Raw genomic sequence first — 18381 nt, forward strand, 5'->3', positions numbered from 1 at the left:
GCGGTCCTTTCGGAACGGCGAGATCGGGGTGAGATCAGTAGGCGAGGGAGCGGTCGACGGCCTCGAGGATGCGGTCGGCATCCGGAAGGTAGGTGCCCTCGAGCTTCGCGGGCGGGAACGGGGTGTCGTACCCCGAGACCCGCAGCACAGGGGCCTCGAGTGCATAGAAGGCACGCTCCATGACCGTGGCCGCGATCTCGCTGCCGATGCTGACGAAGCCCTGCGCCTCCTGCGCGTAGACCATGCGTCCGGTCTTGCGCACCGAGCTCAGGATCGGCTCGTAGTCCACCGGCGACAGCGAACGCACATCGACGACCTCGCAGCTGGTCCCCTCGGCCTCGGCGAGCGCAGCCGCCTGCAGCAGCGTCGTCACCATCGCGCCGTGTCCGACGAGCGTCACGTCCGAGCCGGTGCGCACGACGCGAGACGAGTGCAGCGGGGCGGCCGAGGCGTCGAGCTCGACCTCGCCCTTCTGCCAGTAGCGGCTCTTGGGCTCCATGAAGATGACCGGGTCGTTCGACGCGATGGCCTCCTGGATCATCCAGTACGCGTCGTTCGGCGTCGAGGGCGAGACCACCCGCAGTCCGGGAGTGTGCGCGAAGTACGCCTCCGGGCTCTCCTGGTGGTGCTCGACGGCACCGATGTGTCCGCCGTAGGGGATGCGGATCACGATCGGCAGACTCAGCTTGCCCTCGTGCCGGTTGGTGAGCTTGGCGAGCTGCGTCGTGATCTGGTCGAACGCGGGGAACACGAATCCGTCGAACTGGATCTCGATCACCGGGCGGAACCCGGTCATCGCGAGCCCGATCGCCGTTCCGACGATCCCCGACTCGGCGAGCGGCGTGTCGAGCACGCGCTTGTCGCCGAAGTCGCGCTGCAGGTGCTCGGTCACTCGGAAGACGCCGCCGAGCTTTCCGATGTCCTCGCCCATGAGCAGGACTCTGGAGTCGTCTTCCATGGCCCGGCGCAGGCCCGAGTTGAGGGCCTTGCTGAGGGGCATCGTCTCGAGGGTCACTTGCTGTCTCCTTCGAACGATGCCTCGTACTGCCTGTGCCAGGCCTTCTCCTCCGCGATGAGCGGATGCGGGTCGCTGTACACATGGTCGAAGATCAGGTCTGCGGTGGGCGACCCGAGTTCGACGCTGCGCGAACGCAGGTCTTCGGCGGCGTCTGCCGCCTCGGCATCCACATCGGTGAAGAACTGCCCGGCCGCTCCCCTGTTCTCCAGGAACGCGCGCATGCGATCGATCGGGTCGCGCTGCGCCCATGACTGCTCTTCGTCGGAGCCGCGGTACTTCGTGGGGTCGTCGCTGGTGGTGTGCGCGCCGAGACGGTAGGTGACCGCCTCGATCGCACGGGGACCCCCACCGCTGCGGGCCTCGTCGAGGGCGACTCGCGAGACGGCGTAGCTGGCGAGCACGTCGTTGCCGTCGACGCGCACGCTGGGGATGCCGTAGCCGGCGCTGCGCTCGACGAGCGGCACCCGCGACTGCGTCGACACGGGCACGGAGATCGCCCAGTGGTTGTTCTGCAGGAAGAACACGGTGGGCGCCTGGTAGCTCGCCGCGAAGACCATCGCCTCGTGCACGTCGCCCTGGCTCGATGCCCCGTCGCCGTAGTAGACGATGACCGCTTCATCCTTGTCGAGGTTGCCGGTGCCGGATCGCCCGTCGAAGTTGAGCCCCATGGCGAATCCGGCGGCGTGCAGCACCTGCGAGCCGAGAACGAGAGTGTAGAGGCGGGTGTTGCCGTTCTTCGGGTCGGTCGGGTCCCAGCCGCCATGCGAGACGCCGCGCATGAGCTTGATGATGTCGACGGGGTCGACGCCGCGGATCCGCGTCACGGCGTGTTCGCGATACGACGGGAAGATGGTGTCCTGCGCGCGGGCGGCGCGGGCGGAACCGACCTGAGCGGCCTCCTGCCCACGGCTCGGCGGCCACAGGGCGAGCTGCCCCTGACGCTGCAGGTTGGTCGCCTGGGTGTCGATCGCGCGGATGACCACCATGTCGCGGTAGAACTGCTCGAGCTCGGCGTCGCTGATCGCCTCGATCAGGGACAGGTATTGCTCGGCAGCCGGACTCGGCGTGAAGCGGCCGTCCTGATCCAGGACGCGTACGAGTTCAGTCTCTGGCAAGGTCACTGTGCCACGCTACCGCCGTGCGCATGCTCGGTCACGCATACCTAGGACGTCCTCGCATCTGCCGGGAAACCGGAGAACAGGGCGCCTCGAGCCCGTCAGAGCTGCGTCGCGGCGACCTCGAGAACGCGATCGACCGATGCTTCTTCGCCGACCGAGATGCGGATGCCGTCGCCCGGGAAAGGGCGCACGATGAGGTCGGCCGACGCGAAGGCCGCCGCGACCTCGACCGTGCGCTCGCCGGTGGGCAGCCAGATGAAATTGGCCTGACTGTCGGGCACGTCCCACCCCTGCGTGCGGAGGCCTTCGACCAGACGGGTGCGGCGCTCGACGATCACCGCGACGCGCTCGAGCAGCTCGGACTCGGCATCGAGGCTGGCGATCGCGGCGTTCTCGGCCGCCGACGTCACCGAGAGCGGGATGCCGGTGGTGCGCGCGGCGTCGAGCACCTTCTCGTTGCCGATCGCGTAGCCGATGCGCAGGCCCGCGAGACCGTAGGCCTTCGAGAAGGTGCGCAGCACCACGACGTTCGGATGCCGTTCGAAGACGCGCTCTGCGAGGCCGTCGACCGCGCCCGGCGCGGTCACGAACTCGGCGTAGGCCTCGTCGAGGATGATCAGCACGTCGGTGGGGACGCGCTCGACGAACGTCGCGAAGTCGTCGCTCGTGATGATCGGCCCGGTCGGGTTGTTCGGGGTGCACAGGATGACCGCGCGGGTGCGCTCGGTCACCGCATCGGCCATCGCGTCGAGGTCGTGGCGCGAGTCGGCGGTCAGAGGCACCTGCACTCCGGTCGCACCGGCGACGAGCGGCAGGCTCGGGTAGGCCTCGAACGAGCGCCACGCGTAGACGACCTCGTCGCCGACCGAAGAGGTGGCGAGGATCAGCTGGTGGAGGATCGAGACGCTGCCCGCGGCGACGTGCACCTGCTCGGGAGCGACCGCGTAGCGGACGCCCAGCCGCTCGCGCAGCCGACCGGCGGTGGCATCCGGGTAGCGGTTGATCGGCGTCGTGTGCTGCAGCGCCGCGGCGACGGAGGGAAGCGGCTCGAACGGGTTCTCGTTGCTCGAGAGCTTGTAGGCGTCGGGGCCCGCCTGCTTGCCCTGTCGGTACGGCGCCAGGGCGGCGATGGCGGGGCGGATGCGCGGCAGGATCGGGTCGGTCACAAGGATGAGTCTAGATTCTGCGCCTTCCCGGTGCCGCAGGCGACCGAAAGCGGTCGAGAGATTGGCGAGTGTCTTCGTGCACCTCGCATGGAAGACTGGGATGACTATGCGCTTCATCATCCGAGTCGTCGTCAACGCGTTCGCCCTGTGGGTCGTGACGCTGATCCCCGCCCTGCAGGTGCAGATCACGGCGTTCGCGCCGGGCGAGACCCTGCAGCTCGTGCTGACCCTGCTCGCGGTCGCCGCGATCTTCGCGCTCGTGAACACCTTCATCGGCACGGTGGTGAAGATCGTCGCGTTCCCCCTGTACATCCTCACCCTCGGTCTCATCGGGTTCGTGATCAACGGGTTCCTGCTGTGGCTCACCGCCTGGATCACGAGCAGCTTCGACTGGGGTCTCACGGTCGGCAGCTTCTGGTGGGGCGTGCTCGCCGCGCTCATCATCTCGCTGATCAACGGCGTCTTCGGCTTCATCCTGCGCCCGCAGAGCAAGAAGCAGCGCCGCGACTGACGGGGAGATCGCGCATCCCCGGCGCGTCCCTCATTCGATGCGCTCGGCCTGATACTCGGTGCGCTCGATCACCTCGGCCGCGTCGAGCTCTCTCCAGAACTCGTCCACCGCGTCCATCCGGGGATCGCTCAGGTCGTCTGCGAACCTCGCGGTGTCTCTGTACGTCTCCAGGTGATGCGCGTCGACCACGAGGTCGTCGAACGTGTCATTCGGGTTCGCCTCCGTCGAGATGGTGACGCTGTCGTCCGACCCTGTGCCCTCGGGTGACCCTCCGCCGGCCAGCGCCGAGACCGGGTCGTTCGTGTGACGCAGCTGGATGATGGTCTGATCGTCGTCGAGGGTCGGCTCGACCGGGCTCCCCGCGGTGATCTGCATCTGCACATCGAACTCGCTCTCCATCGCGAGGTGCGCGGCGACCATCCCCGATTGCGAGTGAGCCACGACGTCGACCTCGTCGCCGGGCTCGGCGCCCGCGGCCCTCAGCGCGTCGAGTGTCGACTGATACGACGCCGATCGCTGCCCGGTGTAGAGCTGGAGGTTGGACTTCGAGTCCCACGGCTCCTTTCCTCCCCACCCGACGCTCTGCGTTCCCTCCAGATAGGCGACGAACTTCGTCGTGCCGTCGGCGAAGGAGTACTTCTCGACGGCGACCTGCGCCCCCGCGGTGGTCGGCATGCGCCCGATGGCTCCCGCCAGGCCCGACGGCGCACCGGTGGGTGACGACGTCTTGACCGGCGAGACCGAGACGGGGTCGGCCTTGCCCCGCAGAGTCTCGCCGGGGAGCACCTTGCCCAAGCCCGACACCGCCCCCACCATCGCCACGGTCCTGAATACCTCGTCATACAACGCGGGTGTCACGAGGTTGCCGGTCAGTCCCTCGAAGCGCTCGGCGCGCCACTGGGCGATCACCTCATCGGCCATCGCCTGGATGCGGTCATCCGACGCCGCGAGCCGATCGGCCCGGCGCAACAGCCGCTGCGCCGTGCTCGGATCGGTCTGCGCGAGCATCTCGGCCTCGGCTCGCAGCTCGACGTACTCGTAGGCATCGGCCATGAGCAGGGTGGAGCTGGCGGTCTCCCGGCACTCGGAGTGCAGGCGAGACACGTGCTGACCCGACGCCCACAGCCCGACCGTGTCGACGTGCGCGCTCAAGCCCGGAGTGTCGACGATGATCCGATGCGCCCGCATGATCGCGGAGTGCGCATCGTCATAGCGGGAGGCGACGGCATCCACACGTCGAGCGACGTCGCGCAGCGCGTCGGGGTCGACCGAGATCGCTCCGCCGTGATCGATGGTCAGCCCGCTCACGAGGCGTCGATCCGCTCAGCCTCGGATTCGCGGCTGCGCATCTCGGACGCCTCGACACGAGCGCCCTGTCGAAGCTCATCGAGCGAGCGCTGCATCGCGCGCACTCCGTCGGAGTGCCAGTCGGTGTCGGAGGCGAGGACGGCGAGCGACGCGCGCACGTCGTCGAGCGCCTCGACGGCGGTGCGGAGGGCTGCCAGGGTCTGCGCCCTCGCCCAGGCGGTCTCGCCCGCGCCGGTCTGCGCGAGTGCAAAGGAGTACATGCGCCCAGCATCCGCCATGGCCCGCCGAGTCCGAGATCGGAGTCGCCCGGATCGGCGGAGACCGTGGGGGGAACGCTCGACCCCCGCGGTGGTGCAGAACGGGTGCACCACGCCCGGCCGGGATACCCGGCATCGCACGATCGGCCTTCGACGGGCAGAATAGGACGGTGACATCCCCGGATCCCTTCCGCGTGATCTTCGTGTGCACGGGGAACATCTGCCGCTCTCCGATGGCAGAGGTGGTGTTCCGCGATCTCGCGGAGCGACAGGGACTCGGCTCGCGGATCGTGTCGCGCAGCGCCGGAACGGGTGACTGGCATCTCGGCGAACGGGCCGATCATCGCACGCTCGATTCCCTCGCCCGCCGTGGCTACGACGGCTCGCAGCATCGCGCGAAGCAGTTCACCTTCGCCTCTTTCTCGGAGAACGATCTGGTCGTCGCCCTCGACCGCACGCACGAGCGCATCCTGCGTGAGTGGGCGCACGATGAGGACGAAGAGGGCAAAGTCACCCTGCTGCTCGCCTTCGACCCCGATGCCCGGAGTCAGGATGTGCCCGACCCCTACTACGCCGGCGCCGAGATGTTCGATTCGGTGCTCGGTATGATTGAGACCGCGACTCGCGGGCTGTTCCGCCAGCTCGAGCCGGCTCTTCGCCAGCCCCGCACGCCCCGCACTCCCGGGGCCCGATCAGGAGGACTCCCCTGACTTTCCAGCCTTCGCTCCCGCCCCAGCCCCTGAGCCCCCTCGACGGTCGCTATCGCGGCGCCGTCACCGGCCTCGCCGACTTCCTCTCGGAGGCGGGTCTGAACCGCGCCAGGGTCGAGGTCGAGGTGGAGTGGCTGATCGCGCTCACCGACCGCTCGCTCTTCGAGACGAGCCCGCTGTCGGATGCCGACAAAGAGCGGCTGCGCGCCCTCTACCGCGACTTCGGACAGGCCGAGATCGACTGGCTCGCCGAGAAGGAAGGCGTCACCCAGCACGACGTCAAGGCGATCGAGTACCTGGTGCGCGACCGCCTGAGCGCGCTCGGCCTCGACAGCATCGCCGAGCTCACGCACTTCGCCTGCACGAGTGAGGACATCAACTCCGCCTCGTATGCGCTCACCGTGAAGCGCGCGGTCGAAGAGGTCTGGCTGCCCGCGCTCGACGTCGTGATCGCCAAGCTGCGTGAACTGGCCGCCGAGCACGCGGATGCCGCGATGCTCTCCCGCACCCACGGACAGCCGGCCACCCCGTCGACGATGGGCAAGGAGATCGCCGTCTTCGCGTGGCGTCTCGAGCGCGTGCGCGCGCAGATCGCGGCATCCGACTACCTCGCCAAGTTCTCGGGCGCGACCGGCACCTGGTCTGCGCACCTCGCGGCCGACCCCGACGCCGACTGGCCCACGATCTCGCGTGAGTACATCGAGGGTCTCGGGCTCGGCTTCAACCTGCTGACCACGCAGATCGAGTCGCACGACTGGCAGGTCGAGCTCTACGACCGGGTGCGTCACGCCGGCGGGATCCTGCACAACCTCGCGACCGACATCTGGACCTACATCTCGCTCGGCTACTTCGCACAGATCCCCGTCGCCGGTGCGACCGGCTCGTCGACGATGCCGCACAAGATCAACCCGATCCGGTTCGAGAACGCCGAGGCGAACCTCGAGATCTCGGGTGCTCTGCTCGCATCGCTCGGTCAGACCCTCGTCACGAGCCGCCTGCAGCGCGACCTCACCGACTCGACGACGCAGCGCAACATCGGCGTCGCCTTCGGTCACTCGCTGCTCGCGATCGACAACCTGCGCCGCGGACTGAACGCGATCTCGCTCTCACGCGACGTGCTGCTCGCCGATCTCGACGTGAACTGGGAGGTTCTCGCAGAGGCCATCCAGACCGTCATCCGCGCCGAGGTCGTCGCCGGTCGCTCGTCGATCACCGACCCCTACGCTCTGCTCAAGGAGCTGACCCGAGGACACCGCGTCGGCGCTGCCGAGCTGGCGGAGTTCGTCGAAGGGCTCGAGATCGGGGATGCGGCGAAGCAGCGTCTGCTCGCACTCACCCCCGCGTCGTACACCGGCATCGCCGAGCAGCTCGCGAAGTAACCGGCCGAACGCTACGGGCGCGGAGGCGTCATCCGCCGCACCGTGCATGGTCGAAAACGCACCGCATAGTCGGCGCGTGGTCAAAAACGCATCGCAATCGGACGATTCGGACGCTTTATTGACCACGCATCGGGCGGGCCACGCATCAGCCCGGGGCTATTCCGGTCGGGTCGGAGAAACCCGCGATCATCATGTCAGGAGGAGGACGACGTGCGGTCCGGCTTGTCGGAGTCGGGTTCGTCTGACGTCTCGGGGTCGAAGAGCACGGGACGGTCGACCGTCTTGGCGACGTCGGCGGGGTCGACCACGAGGATCAGCATCGCCAGGAACAGCAGCGTGACGATGAACGCCCCGCCGCCCACCACGAGACCGAGCGCGATCGGAGTGAGACCGTCGTAGGTGCCGCTGGCGATCGCGTTGTTGACGCGGGCGGTGAACGCTCCCGTCGACACGAGCGTCACCACGGCGGCGAAGATTCCGCAGCCGAGGGCGATTCCCAGCAGGTGCAGAGGGCGCAGGATGTCGCGCCGGGTGGGCTTCTCGTCGCTCATCGCTCTCCTCCGTGCCCGGCGGGGGCGGGGTCGTTCTCGGTCGTGCGACCCTCGGCGACAGCATCCGCTCGCTTCGGGGTGAGACCGGCGATGCCGAGGAAGACGGCGACGATCGCCGCATATCCGCCGAACATGCCGACGCCGAGGATGATGCCGGTGAGTTGGAACGCACCGGCTCCGTCGATCTCGTACGGCTGCACGAAGCCGGCCGGGATCGCGATCAGCAGCACGGCCAAGAGCAGCCCGAACGCGCCGAGGGTGATCGAGTCGCGTGCGTTCGCCTCGCCGGCTCTGCGCGCACGCAGCCCGACGACGAGTTCGAGGATGCCGGTCGTCACCGACCAGGCGATGACGACGACGAAGAAGACGTCTTCGGTTCGCCATGCGGGCACACCGGCCGTCATGCCGGCGACGAAGCTCAGCAGCGCGAAGACGACGGACGGCCAGCGCTGGCCGGCGGGATAGACGAGCCACGTGGCGACGATCATCACGAGGCCGGTCGTGAGCACGAACCCGCTGAAGACGGAGAGACCGACGGCCGCCGAGTGATCGGGCGAGAAGGTGATCATCACGGCTGCGGCGGCGGCGAAGAGCGCGCGCAGCAGCTGAACGTGACGCACGGTGAACGCGCGGGCAGGGGCAGACATGAAGATCGAGAATCCTCCGGGGGTGTTCCCCCCAGTCTACGCGGGGGCGCTGAGTGAGCGCCGACACCGGAGAGGTGTTCGCGGGGCCCGATGGATCTCCCCAGATCGATCACCAGGCCCCGCGACAGAACGCAGCGACGGGGGCGACACTGCGCTGTGGACCGAGGCGCCGTGAGGTCGGGCACCCTGCTCACGATTACTCAGCCCAGTAGACCCCAGAAATAGCACCTCGTCCCCTACGCGATGCTGGTGTGGTCGTAAGCTCACTCTAGAACGCGATTCTTCACATACCGGAGGGGGTGCTGTGATGAGCATGGAAAGTGGCATTCGCCGATATGCCGATGTATTCGCGGCGTCCTTCCGAGACGCGATCAATGCACGTGGATTGACCCTCGCCCGGCTGCACGAGCAGTTGCGCGCTCGCGGCAACAGCGTGTCGATGGCGACGCTCAGCTACTGGCGCTCCGGAGCACGTCGCCCCGAAGGTGCCCAGTCGATGGCCGCCCTCGGCGACATCGAGCAGCTTCTGCATCTCGAGCCCGGCTCGCTCACCGCGCTGCTCGGCACGACGAACCGCACCGGCCCCCTCGGTCCCAATCTGTTCCCCCTCGACGAGCGGGAACTCGAGGAGGCCGTCAAAGAGGCGTTCGCCGCCCTCGGCGCCGAGTACCCCGACACATCACGCGAACTCACGACGCACTCCGTGACGGACGTGGATGCCGCCGGCAACGTGTCGTACTCCATCACCCGCAGCATCGTGCAGTCGACCGTCGGGACGGTCGTGTCGATCCCGTTCCTGGAGATGACGCCGGGCATCAGCACGCCAGCCCCCTTCATCGAGGCTGTGGCCGGGGGACGCATCTCCGCGCGCTACTCGCATCCGAACGGCGAGGTGCACGGCGTCCTGTTCGAGCTCGACGTGCCACTGACCGCGCCGAGCACCGCGATGGTGGAGTGGTCGGTCGCCTACCCGCCCGACTATCCGCCGCAACGGGAGACGGGTCACGCCGTCGCCCGGCAGTGCCGAGAGCTGCTGGTGTGGACGCGGTTCCACCCCGACGCACTCCCCGACCGCATCGAGGAGCGCGTCGAGACCCCGGACGGCTCGAAGCTCACCGAACTGTCTCTGGAGGGCCGCACGTCCGTGCACCAGGTGCGACGCGCGTTCGGCCCGGGGCTTCTCGGCGTCGCCTGGAGCTACGCGGACGGCGCTGATCCCCGGAACCTGACCGCCGACGCCTGACCGCCGACACCTGACCGCCGGCGCCTGACCCCGCGCGCCCGACCCCGGCGCCTGACCGCTCAGCCGGGCTGATCGCCGACCGCGACCGGGCGCCCCGGCGTGTTCGACCACTGGCTCCACGAGCCGGGGAAGACCTTCGCCTCGATGCCGATCTCGTCGAGCACCAGAGCGGTATGCGCCGCAGTGATGCCCGAGCCGCAGTACGCCGCGACAGGGGTGCCCTCGGTCACGCCGACGGCCGCGAAGGTCGCCTGGAGGGTGTGCATGTCGAGGATCCGGCCCTCGGCGTCGAGATGAGCGGCCATCGGCACGTTGAGCGCTCCCGGGATGTGTCCGGCGACGGGATCGAGAGGCTCGTGCTCTCCGCGATAGCGATCGGGAGCGCGCACGTCGAGGAGCACACCCGAGTCGGCGAACGAGGCGGCCTCGTCGATCGAGATCGCGTCGCCGCCGATCTCGTCGAGGACCACATCACCCGGCTCCGCCTGCACGTCATCGTCTGCGACCGGGAGGCCCGCGGACGTCCAGGCGCGGATGCCTCCGTCGAGCACGCGCACATCGACTCCGCCCTGGCGCAGCAGCCACCAGGCGCGCGATGCGCTGAGTCCCTTCGCGTCGTCGTACGCGACGACGATGTCGCCCTGGTTGACGCCCCATCGGCGCGCAGCATCCTGAAGCGTCTGAGTGGAGGGCAGCGGATGACGGCCCTCAGACGGCTCTCCGTGCGTGGCCAGCTCGGTCGCGAGCGGCACGAAGACCGCCCCGGGGATGTGCCCTGATAGATAGTCGGCATGGCCGTCCGGCCGGTCGAGTCGCCACCGCACGTCGATCAGACGAAGGGGCGCCTCGGACCTCAGCAGTTCGTCCAGTTCGGCGGCGCTCACGAAATTGCTCATGAGGCGAGGCTATCGATCGGCCTTTCGAATCACGCACCTTGCCGTATTCCGTCGTCATATCGGGCTGTTCTCACGATTCGGAACGGGGGTGCGCACGGCGCTAGGCTCGAGCCGGCCCGTCGAGAAAGGACAGCATGTCCACTCGACTCCGCTTCATGAGCCTGCGTCGGCAGGAGATCGCCCTCATCGCCGTCACCGCGGTATGGGGCAGCACGTTCCTGCTCGTGCACTGGGCGATGCAGCACTCGGGGCCGTGGTTCTTCGTCGGCATCCGGTTCCTGATCGCCGGTCTGATCAGCGTCGTCATCTTCCGCCGGGCGCTGCGAGGCATGCGCTGGCGCGACATCGGCGCCGGCGTCGCGATCGGCGTGATGATCCACCTCGGATACGGGCTGCAGACCGTCGGGCTGCAGACCATCGACTCGAGCACGTCGGCGTTCATCACAGCCATGTACATCCCGCTCGTGCCGCTCGCGCAGTGGGCCGTGTTCCGCAAGCGCCCGCCCGCCGTGGCGTTCGTGGGTGCCGCTCTCGCGTTCCTCGGTCTGCTGTTCATCGCAGGCCCCGACGCCTTCGCGCTCACCCTCGGATCCGGTGAGATCCTGACGCTCGTCAGCACGTTGCCGATCGCGGCCGAGATCATCCTGATCAGCGTCTTCGCCGGGAGGATCGACCTCGGCCGGATCACGATCGTCCAGCTCCTCACCGCGGGCGCACTCGGCATTCTGACCATGCCCCTCGTCGGCGAGGGACTGCCGGAGTTCTCCTGGATCTGGGTCGGCTGCGCGGTCGGGCTCGGGGCGGCGAGCTGCATCATCCAGCTCACGATGAACTGGGCCCAGAAGTCCGTCTCGCCGACCCGCGCCACGATCATCTACGCGGGCGAGCCGGTCTGGGCCGCCGTGATCGGGCGCATCGCCGGCGAGCGCCTGCCCCTCGCCGCGCTGATCGGCGGCGCGCTCGTCGTGCTCGGCATCCTGGCCAGTGAGCTCACGCCCGTGCGGCGCCGCCCGAACGAGTAGTCACTCACGGGAATATCGGCGACGTCGGCGCGTTGCACCCGACATGATTGAAACTTCAACCGTCGTTCCGGTCGCCACCGAGCGGACGCGCGTGCGCGTGCCGATGCGCTTCGCCGACGGATTCTCCACCACGGCGGATGTCGTCACCTTCGACGGTCTGATCGACGGCCGCGAGCACCTGCTGCTCGGGCTCGGAGACTGGAGGGCGGCCATGGAGCGGGCGGCCGACGGCGGCGACGCACCCCTCGTGCGCCCGCACAGCGAATGCCTGACCGGAGACGTGTTCGGCTCGGAGCGCTGCGACTGCGGCCCGCAGCTGCGGGAGGCCGTCGAGCGCATCGCGGAAGACGGCGGGTTCCTTCTCTACCTGCGCCAGGAGGGCCGGGGCATCGGCCTCTACGCCAAGCTCGATGCGTACGCGCTGCAGGATGCGGGGCTCGACACCTATGAGGCGAACGTGGCTCTCGGTCGCGGCGAAGACGAACGCGACTACACGATCGCCGCGCAGATACTGCAGGCGGTCGGCGTCGACGGCATCCGCCTGCTGAGCAACAACCCCGACAAGGCTGCGCAGCTCGAGGCGCTCGGCATCCGCGTCACCGAGCAGGTGCGCACCGGCGTGCACCTCTCGGACGCGAACCACCGCTACCTCGAGGCCAAGCGCGATCACACCTCGCACACGCTCGACCTCTCCGCCGCGTGATGGCGGCGGCCGTGAGGGAGGCAGGCACGATGAGCGATCGGCGGCTCGACGACGACGAGATGCAGACGTGGCTGCCGACCATCCGGTTCGTCCAGCTGCTGCCGCAGGTGCTCGACCGCACCCTGAAGGCCGAGACCGGACTCAAGCACTCGCACTACGCGATCCTCGTGACGCTGGCAGGTCAGGGAGACCGCGCGATCCCGATGACCGAGCTCGCCCAGATCGCCGGCCTCAGCCGCTCGCGCCTCAGCCACGCGATCGACTCGCTCGAGCATCTCGGCTGGGTGACGCGCACCTCGTGCAGCACCGACAAGCGCACGCTGACGGCAGCGCTGACGGATGCCGGTCGCGAGCTGCTCCGTGCGGCGGCGCCCGTTCATGTGGCGCAGATCCGCGAGCTGATCCTCGATCCCCTGACCGCCGACGAGCGGGAGCAGCTCGGCACGATCCTCACGAAGCTGCTGCCCGGCGTCGCCGCCGCGCTCTGAAGGCGACGCCGGTCAGCGTTCCCGGTACTGCCAGAACCCCCCTCGACAGCGCGAGGGCGCGTACCGTCGATGACATGGACACCCGCAGCGAGGTGCGCGAATTCCTCTCGTCGAGGCGCGACCGCATCACCCCCGACCAGGCCGGCCTGCCCGCGTACGGCGGCAACCGCCGCGTACCGGGACTCCGGCGTGAGGAGGTGTCGCTGCTCGCCGGCGTCAGCGTCGACTACTACACGCGACTCGAGCGGGGCGATCTGTCCGGCGTCTCCGACAGCGTGCTCGACGCGCTCGCCCGCGCCCTGCAGCTCGACGAGGCCGAGACGGCGCACCTGTTCGACCTCGCCCGCGCGGCGAATGCGTCGCCGGTCGCCCGCACGCCGCGCAAGAAGGTCGAGGTGCTGCGCCCCAGCATCCTGCGCCTGCTCGATGCGATGACCGAGGCACCCGCGATCGTGCGCAACAACTACTTCGACTACCTGGCCGCCAATGCGCTCGGCCGCGCTCTCTACTCGCCGCTCTTCACGACTCCGGTGCCGAACAGCGCGCGATTCGCGTTCCTCGACCCGGCCGCCCAGGAGTTCTACCCCGAGTGGGAGCGCAACACTCAGGAGCTCGTCGCGGCGATGCGCGGTGAAGCCGGACGAAACCCCTACGACCGCAAGCTCACCGATCTGGTCGGCGAGCTGTCGACGCGCAGCGAGCGCTTCCGCACCCTGTGGGCCGCGCACAACGTGCGCTTCCATCGCAGCGGCGTCAAGCGCATCAACCACCCGGTCGTGGGCGAGATGGAGCTGACCTACGAGGCGTTCGAGCTGCCCGCCGACGCCGGGCTGCAGATGTCGACGTACACGGCAGAGCCGGGAACAGCGTCGGCCGACAAGCTGCGGATGCTGGCGAGCTGGGCGGCGACGGACGCGTCCGTCGCCGAGCCCGAGACCGTGTCGCCGGAGCGCACCGAGGCCTGAGCGCGACGGTTCTGCTCTGAGCAGAACCGCTCGAACCCGCGCACGACGGCGGCATATCGTGAGGCATGGCCGACCTCGTCCCGTTCTCCCGCGCACCTCGCCCGTCCCGCCCTCGCCCCAGTGAGCCCGAACCCCTGTGGCGCCAGATGGTCGGGGACCAGCTGCGGCGGCGACGACATGATCGCGACGAGACATTGACCGAGACGGCCGAGAATGCCGGAGTGTCGCCGCAGTACCTCTCGGAGGTCGAACGCGGACTCAAAGAACCGTCGAGTGAGATGATCGCGGCGATCGCCGGCGCCCTCGACACCTCGCTGATCGAACTGACGAGCGCTGTGGCCGACGAGCTGCGTCAGGTGACGGCCGCTCCGGCATCCGCCGCCGTCTCGGCCGCACGCGGGGCCTTCGCCCTCGCTGCCTGAGCCATCGCGGGATCCCCGGCCGGAGTCTTCGGGCCGGGGCGTCGGCCAGATCTTCGGCCGCGGCCCGTGTCCTTGGCCCGTCTGCAGGACCACGGCACGTCTGCAGGAGCAGATCGGCAGAATCACCCCGCATCCGTGCTTCGATCCTGCAGACGGCCGGCCGGGCATCGGGTCAGACGGCCCGCTCGCCCAAAACGGTGTCGATCAGCCCGTAGTCGAGAGCGGCGGATGCCGTGAAGACGCGATCCCGGTCCGTGTCGGCGCGCAGCTCGCTCAGCGAGCGCCCACTGTGCCTGGCGAGGATCGCCTCCATGTCTGCCCGCACGCGCACGACCTCGTCGGCCGCAAGGATGAGGTCTGGAATTGCCCCCCGCGACTGGCCCGCCGGCTGATGCAGCACGATGCGTGCGTGGGCGAGCGCGGCCCGCTGACCCGGCGCTCCGGCGGCGACGAGAAGTGCGGCGGGTCCGATCGCCTGCCCGACGCAGGTCGTCGCGACCGAGGGGCGGATGTGCTCCATCGTGTCGTAGATCGCCAGCGCCGCCCCCGGGTCGCCGCCTTCACTGTTGATGTAGAACTGCACGCCCGCGTCCTGACTGTCGGCGTCGAGGTGCAGCAGCTGCGCGATGAGGGCGTTCGCCATTCCCGCGTCGATGCCGGTGCCGAGATAGATGACCCGTTCGGCGAGCAGATGCGAGTAGACGTCCATCACGCGTTCGCCGCGCGGATGCTGCGCGATGACGTTCGGGATCGTGTAGCCGCTCATGCGCTCGCCCCCAGCCCGACGCGGGCCCGGCGACGGGGCATGAGGTCGGCGAGCGAGTCGAGGACCTCATCGATGAACCCGTAGTCCTTCGCCTGCTCTGCGGTGTACCAGCGGTCGTGCAGCGAGTCCTCGAAGATGCGATCCACGGGCTGCCCGGTGTCGGCGGCGATCAGCCCGAGCACCGTGTCGCGCATGTGCCGCAGGTCGTCTGCCTGGGTCTCGAGCTCGCCCGCCGACCCGCCGATGCCGGCGGAACCCTGATGCATGAGGATGCGCGCGTGGGGCAGCGCCCTGCGCTTGCCCTTCGCGCCCGCCGAGAGCAGGAACTGCCCGGCGCTGCATGCGAGTCCGAGCGCGAGAGTCGACACGTCGTTCGGCACCAGCGTCATGAGGTCGCGGATCGCGAGCATCGACGGCACGGAGCCGCCGGGCGAGTGGATCCACAGGGCGATGTCGGTCGTCGGATCCTCGGCCGAGAGGGTGAGCAGCTGCGTCATCAGCAGCGTGCCGTTGTCGTCGTCGAGGGCGCCGTCGAGCACGAGCACGCGCTCGTGGAACAGCGCTCGCCTGGCCTCGGGTCCGAAGTGCGGGATGGGGGTCTCTTCGCTCATGGCCTCAGCATCCGCCGTGTCGAGTCCGTTCGGAACCGAATCCGCCCTCGGCAGATCCGCCGGAGGCAGAGCGACCCGAGACAGAGCGACCCGAGACCGAGCGACCGTCGACATGCACGGATGTGCACGCGTAACACCACCGACTCACGATGCTCCTACCCTCGAAGCATGGCGAAACAGCAGACACCCGAGTGGCAGTGGTCCGAAGACGGCATCAACTTCCGCACCCGCAAATGGGTGAAGCCGGAGGACCTGAACGCGAACGGATCTCTGTTCGGCGGCAGCCTGCTCAAGTGGATCGACGAGGAGGCCGCGATCTACGCGATCGTGCAGCTGGGCAACTACCGCGCGGTGACCAAGCACATCTCCGAGATCAACTTCGAGGCCTCAGCCGTGCAGGGCGACCTGATCGAAATCGGCCTGCAGGCGACCCACTTCGGCACCACCTCGCTGACCATGCGCGCGGTCGCCCGCAACATGATCACCCGCAAGCGCATCCTCACGATCGAGAAGATCGTGTTCGTGAGCCTCGACGAGGACGGCACGCCGACCCCTCACGGGTACGACGAGATCACCTACAACCGCGATCGGATGCCGACGGAGCGGATCGCCACAGGCACGATCCGCCTGCCGTAGAGCCAGGCTCCGGCATCCTCTCGCCCTGCGTCTCACGCGCGCGGAAGGAGATCTCCCGTATCGAAGGACGATCGTGCGGATCGGGTCCTTCGGAACGAGAGATCTCCTTCGATGCGCGCGGCGTCAGTCCGGGATGCCGCTCAGACGCTCCGACGGTGACTGACGCGGTGGCCGATCCAGAAGCCGACCGCGATGAGTCCTGCCAGTGTGACGACGAGCATCCAGGGCAGCATCGACGGCGCAGCGCCCGCCGTCGCGGTCGCGAGCGTGCCGGAGCCGTCGGCGATCAGGCCGTTGCCGTCTGCGAGTTCCGATGCACCCGCCTCGAGCTTGTCACCGCCCTCCGCCAGTTCGCCGGTGCCTTCGGCCACAGTGGCAGCACCCTCGGAGAGCTCGCCGACGCCGGTGCTCAGGTCTGACGCACCGACCTTCAGCGTCTCGGTGCCCTCGGCCAGCGCGGTCGCGCCCTCGTCGAGGCTGGCCGCACCGGCGCTGAGCCGCGCCGAACCGTCCTGCAGCGACACGGCGCCATCGGCGAGAGTGTCGAGACCAGCGGCGAGCCGATCCGCGCCGGCCCACAGTTCTGCGGTGCCCGCCTTCAGAGGCTGCAGTCCCGTGGCCAGCGCGAGCGCGCCTCCCGAAAGCTGCGAGGCTCCGTCGCTCAGGGGCTGCACGCCGTCGGCGAGCTTCAACGCACCGGCCGATACCGCTGAGGCGCCTGCCTTGAGCGTGCCCACACCGGACTCGAGCGTCGAGGCGCCGGCGGCGAGACCGGAAGTGCCGGCCTTCAGCTGCTGCACCCCCGTGACGAATGCCGGGGCCCCTGCGGTCGGGTCTGCCAGCGCGACCGTTCCCGGCCATCCCTGCGCCGCATCGCCGTTGACCAGCGCATTCGCACCGCCGGCGACCAGCTGCGCTCCGGCGGCGGCCTGGATCGTCCCCTGCGCGAGCACGGGTGCCGCGGCGGCCGCTCCGGCGATTCCGTCGACCTGAGCATCCACTCCGGCGGCGAGAGCAGCGAGCTGCTGCATCTGAGCGTTCGTCGGGTCTGCCGCAGCGAGCTGGGAGAGCGCATCGGCCAGCTGCTGCGCGTTCGCGGGGGCACCGTTGGCCGCCTCGGTGATCGCCGCGGCGTTCTCCGGGCTGGCGAGCGCCTGAAGCTGCGGCGTCACGGCGCCGGTGATCGTCGAGCTGAGCTGGTTCGCCCCGTCGAGCACCTGCCCCGCGACCTGGTGCGCGCCGGCGACCCCGGCGGCGAGATTCGTCGCCCCGTCGAGCACCGACTGGGCTCCCGCGTCGACCTGCAGCGCGCCCGTCGTGAGGTCCTGAGCGCCGTCGACGAGCGACTGGGCTCCGCCGTCGACCTGCTGCGTTCCTGCGGCCACCTGCTGAGCGCCGTCGAGTGCGGCCCGGGCTCCTGAGTCGATCTGCTGCGCACCGGCCGAGACCTTCTGCGCACCGTCGAGCGCAGACTGCACACCGGCATCCGCCGTCGTGAGTCCCGATTCGAGACGCTCGGCGCCTGTGAGCGCCGACAGTGCTCCGGCGCTCAGCCGAGCAGCCCCGGACGCGGCGTTCGAGGCGCCGATCGCGAGAGTGTCGGCACCTACGGCGAGCGCGGCGGCGCCGGTGGAGGCGCTCTGCGCACCCGTGGCGACCTTCTCGGAGCCGACGTGGGCGCTCGTCGCTCCCGCCGCGAGCTGCTCCGTGCCGGCGGCGAGCTCGTCGGCGCCCGCAGAGAGATCACCGGCACCTGCGGCGAGGTCGGCCGAGCCGTCTCGTGCGGTGGTGGTGCCGTCGGCGAGTTCCGCGGCACCGGCCGCGATCTTGCCCGTGGTCAGGAAGAACAGGATCACCATCGCGGCCAGCAGCAGGCTGAGCACGATCACGGCTATGCGCATTCCGATTCCGTGCGCGTGGGGCTTTGCACTCGTCATTGAGGACTCCCGGGGTCAGTGGCGTCG

21 protein-coding genes are annotated in these 18381 nt (G+C 69.1%); 10 read left to right on the plus strand and 11 right to left on the minus strand.

Annotated elements, in window-relative coordinates:
* Window positions 1-34: 34 nt before the first annotated feature.
* The 3 genes from AC04ME_RS00480 to AC04ME_RS00490 all read right to left on the minus strand — a co-directional run bounded on the left by AC04ME_RS00480 (window position 35) and on the right by AC04ME_RS00490 (window position 3302).
* A complete protein-coding gene (locus AC04ME_RS00480; RefSeq protein ID WP_079114087.1) occupies window positions 35-1000 on the minus strand; it encodes an alpha-ketoacid dehydrogenase subunit beta in 966 nt (321 codons plus the stop codon).
* An 11-nt stretch (window positions 1001-1011) separates the two neighbouring features.
* Window positions 1012-2139, minus strand: coding sequence for a thiamine pyrophosphate-dependent dehydrogenase E1 component subunit alpha (locus tag AC04ME_RS00485; RefSeq protein WP_475433028.1), 1128 nt, complete (start codon window positions 2137-2139; stop codon window positions 1012-1014).
* A gap of 95 nt (window positions 2140-2234) precedes the next feature.
* Window positions 2235-3302, minus strand: a complete 1068-nt coding sequence (locus AC04ME_RS00490; protein WP_475433029.1) for a histidinol-phosphate transaminase — start codon at window positions 3300-3302, stop codon at window positions 2235-2237.
* A gap of 106 nt (window positions 3303-3408) precedes the next feature.
* Here AC04ME_RS00490 and AC04ME_RS00495 point away from each other — a divergent pair, with 106 nt between their 5' ends.
* Window positions 3409-3813 carry a phage holin family protein gene (locus AC04ME_RS00495; protein ID WP_042540493.1) on the plus strand — a complete coding sequence of 135 codons (405 nt, stop codon included), beginning with the start codon at window positions 3409-3411 and terminating at the stop codon, window positions 3811-3813.
* A 30-nt stretch (window positions 3814-3843) separates the two neighbouring features.
* Here AC04ME_RS00495 and AC04ME_RS00500 read toward each other — a convergent pair whose 3' ends face one another.
* Complete coding sequence (locus AC04ME_RS00500) at window positions 3844-5121, minus strand: hypothetical protein (RefSeq protein ID WP_475433030.1); 1278 nt, start codon at window positions 5119-5121, stop codon at window positions 3844-3846.
* Window positions 5118-5381 carry a hypothetical protein gene (locus tag AC04ME_RS00505; protein ID WP_475433031.1) on the minus strand — a complete coding sequence of 88 codons (264 nt, stop codon included), beginning with the start codon at window positions 5379-5381 and terminating at the stop codon, window positions 5118-5120. The genes AC04ME_RS00500 and AC04ME_RS00505 overlap by 4 nt, the downstream gene beginning before the upstream one ends.
* A 167-nt stretch (window positions 5382-5548) precedes the next feature.
* Here AC04ME_RS00505 and AC04ME_RS00510 point away from each other — a divergent pair, with 167 nt between their 5' ends.
* Both AC04ME_RS00510 and purB read left to right on the plus strand, forming a co-directional pair.
* Window positions 5549-6088 carry a low molecular weight protein-tyrosine-phosphatase gene (locus AC04ME_RS00510; RefSeq protein ID WP_194285977.1) on the plus strand — a complete coding sequence of 180 codons (540 nt, stop codon included), beginning with the start codon at window positions 5549-5551 and terminating at the stop codon, window positions 6086-6088.
* The gene (purB, locus tag AC04ME_RS00515; protein ID WP_475433976.1) at window positions 6085-7467 is read left to right on the plus strand and encodes an adenylosuccinate lyase; all 1383 of its coding nucleotides are present in this window, start codon (window positions 6085-6087) and stop codon (window positions 7465-7467) included. Before AC04ME_RS00510 ends, purB begins: the two co-directional genes overlap by 4 nt.
* 194 nt (window positions 7468-7661) lie before the next feature.
* Here purB and AC04ME_RS00520 read toward each other — a convergent pair whose 3' ends face one another.
* Both AC04ME_RS00520 and AC04ME_RS00525 read right to left on the minus strand, forming a co-directional pair.
* Window positions 7662-8018 (minus strand): hypothetical protein, encoded by a 357-nt coding sequence (locus AC04ME_RS00520; protein WP_367821570.1) that lies wholly within the window; start codon window positions 8016-8018, stop codon window positions 7662-7664.
* On the minus strand, window positions 8015-8665 hold the full coding sequence (locus tag AC04ME_RS00525) for a hypothetical protein (protein WP_042540481.1): 651 nt from the start codon (window positions 8663-8665) through the stop codon (window positions 8015-8017). The genes AC04ME_RS00520 and AC04ME_RS00525 overlap by 4 nt, the downstream gene beginning before the upstream one ends.
* Before the next feature lie 307 nt (window positions 8666-8972).
* Between AC04ME_RS00525 and AC04ME_RS00530 the strand changes: the two genes are divergently transcribed.
* Complete coding sequence (locus AC04ME_RS00530) at window positions 8973-9908, plus strand: hypothetical protein (RefSeq protein ID WP_309692155.1); 936 nt, start codon at window positions 8973-8975, stop codon at window positions 9906-9908.
* A gap of 59 nt (window positions 9909-9967) precedes the next feature.
* Here the strand turns inward: AC04ME_RS00530 and AC04ME_RS00535 are convergent, their stop codons facing one another.
* Window positions 9968-10804, minus strand: a complete 837-nt coding sequence (locus tag AC04ME_RS00535) for a sulfurtransferase (RefSeq protein ID WP_475433032.1) — start codon at window positions 10802-10804, stop codon at window positions 9968-9970.
* Between the two features lie 134 nt (window positions 10805-10938).
* Here AC04ME_RS00535 and AC04ME_RS00540 point away from each other — a divergent pair, with 134 nt between their 5' ends.
* The 5 genes from AC04ME_RS00540 to AC04ME_RS00560 all read left to right on the plus strand — a co-directional run bounded on the left by AC04ME_RS00540 (window position 10939) and on the right by AC04ME_RS00560 (window position 14404).
* Window positions 10939-11826, plus strand: a complete 888-nt coding sequence (locus AC04ME_RS00540; protein WP_475433033.1) for a DMT family transporter — start codon at window positions 10939-10941, stop codon at window positions 11824-11826.
* Between the two features lie 43 nt (window positions 11827-11869).
* A complete protein-coding gene (locus AC04ME_RS00545) occupies window positions 11870-12529 on the plus strand; it encodes a GTP cyclohydrolase II (protein ID WP_475433034.1) in 660 nt (219 codons plus the stop codon).
* A 29-nt stretch (window positions 12530-12558) separates the two neighbouring features.
* The gene (locus AC04ME_RS00550; RefSeq protein WP_042540547.1) at window positions 12559-13017 is read left to right on the plus strand and encodes a MarR family winged helix-turn-helix transcriptional regulator; all 459 of its coding nucleotides are present in this window, start codon (window positions 12559-12561) and stop codon (window positions 13015-13017) included.
* 74 nt (window positions 13018-13091) lie between these two features.
* Window positions 13092-13982: a helix-turn-helix transcriptional regulator gene (locus tag AC04ME_RS00555; RefSeq protein WP_042540471.1), complete on the plus strand. Its 891-nt coding sequence runs from the start codon at window positions 13092-13094 to the stop codon at window positions 13980-13982.
* 65 nt (window positions 13983-14047) lie between these two features.
* A complete protein-coding gene (locus AC04ME_RS00560) occupies window positions 14048-14404 on the plus strand; it encodes a helix-turn-helix domain-containing protein (RefSeq protein ID WP_042540469.1) in 357 nt (118 codons plus the stop codon).
* Window positions 14405-14576: 172 nt separating this feature from the next.
* On the opposite strand, the gene AC04ME_RS00565 is transcribed toward AC04ME_RS00560, so the two are convergent.
* Together AC04ME_RS00565 and AC04ME_RS00570 are read right to left on the minus strand one after the other, a co-directional pair.
* Complete coding sequence (locus AC04ME_RS00565; protein ID WP_475433035.1) at window positions 14577-15170, minus strand: ClpP family protease; 594 nt, start codon at window positions 15168-15170, stop codon at window positions 14577-14579.
* Window positions 15167-15781, minus strand: a complete 615-nt coding sequence (locus AC04ME_RS00570) for a ClpP family protease (protein WP_042540545.1) — start codon at window positions 15779-15781, stop codon at window positions 15167-15169. Before AC04ME_RS00570 ends, AC04ME_RS00565 begins: the two co-directional genes overlap by 4 nt.
* Before the next feature lie 168 nt (window positions 15782-15949).
* On the opposite strand from AC04ME_RS00570, the gene AC04ME_RS00575 reads away from it, so the two are divergent.
* On the plus strand, window positions 15950-16417 hold the full coding sequence (locus AC04ME_RS00575; RefSeq protein ID WP_082041096.1) for an acyl-CoA thioesterase: 468 nt from the start codon (window positions 15950-15952) through the stop codon (window positions 16415-16417).
* A gap of 140 nt (window positions 16418-16557) precedes the next feature.
* Here the strand turns inward: AC04ME_RS00575 and AC04ME_RS00580 are convergent, their stop codons facing one another.
* Entirely contained in the window at window positions 16558-18354 is a 1797-nt protein-coding gene (locus AC04ME_RS00580) for a hypothetical protein (protein ID WP_367821598.1), read from the minus strand.
* Between the last annotated feature and the right edge of the window lie 27 nt (window positions 18355-18381).

This window comes from Microbacterium sp. LjRoot205 (assembly GCF_056175745.1).

Coding starts and splice junctions, on each gene's coding strand:
- AC04ME_RS00545 (WP_475433034.1), top strand. CDS start 11,870: ATGATTGAAACTTCAACCGTCGTTCCGGTCGCCACCGAGCGGACGCGC.
- AC04ME_RS00535 (WP_475433032.1), bottom strand. CDS start 10,804: ATGAGCAATTTCGTGAGCGCCGCCGAACTGGACGAACTGCTGAGGTCC.
- AC04ME_RS00580 (WP_367821598.1), bottom strand. CDS start 18,354: ATGACGAGTGCAAAGCCCCACGCGCACGGAATCGGAATGCGCATAGCC.
- AC04ME_RS00555 (WP_042540471.1), top strand. CDS start 13,092: ATGGACACCCGCAGCGAGGTGCGCGAATTCCTCTCGTCGAGGCGCGAC.
- AC04ME_RS00550 (WP_042540547.1), top strand. CDS start 12,559: ATGAGCGATCGGCGGCTCGACGACGACGAGATGCAGACGTGGCTGCCG.
- AC04ME_RS00570 (WP_042540545.1), bottom strand. CDS start 15,781: ATGAGCGAAGAGACCCCCATCCCGCACTTCGGACCCGAGGCCAGGCGA.
- AC04ME_RS00525 (WP_042540481.1), bottom strand. CDS start 8,665: ATGTCTGCCCCTGCCCGCGCGTTCACCGTGCGTCACGTTCAGCTGCTG.
- AC04ME_RS00505 (WP_475433031.1), bottom strand. CDS start 5,381: ATGTACTCCTTTGCACTCGCGCAGACCGGCGCGGGCGAGACCGCCTGG.
- AC04ME_RS00540 (WP_475433033.1), top strand. CDS start 10,939: ATGTCCACTCGACTCCGCTTCATGAGCCTGCGTCGGCAGGAGATCGCC.
- AC04ME_RS00560 (WP_042540469.1), top strand. CDS start 14,048: ATGGCCGACCTCGTCCCGTTCTCCCGCGCACCTCGCCCGTCCCGCCCT.
- AC04ME_RS00495 (WP_042540493.1), top strand. CDS start 3,409: ATGCGCTTCATCATCCGAGTCGTCGTCAACGCGTTCGCCCTGTGGGTC.
- AC04ME_RS00530 (WP_309692155.1), top strand. CDS start 8,973: ATGAGCATGGAAAGTGGCATTCGCCGATATGCCGATGTATTCGCGGCG.
- AC04ME_RS00480 (WP_079114087.1), bottom strand. CDS start 1,000: ATGCCCCTCAGCAAGGCCCTCAACTCGGGCCTGCGCCGGGCCATGGAA.
- AC04ME_RS00565 (WP_475433035.1), bottom strand. CDS start 15,170: ATGAGCGGCTACACGATCCCGAACGTCATCGCGCAGCATCCGCGCGGC.
- AC04ME_RS00520 (WP_367821570.1), bottom strand. CDS start 8,018: ATGAGCGACGAGAAGCCCACCCGGCGCGACATCCTGCGCCCTCTGCAC.
- AC04ME_RS00575 (WP_082041096.1), top strand. CDS start 15,950: ATGGCGAAACAGCAGACACCCGAGTGGCAGTGGTCCGAAGACGGCATC.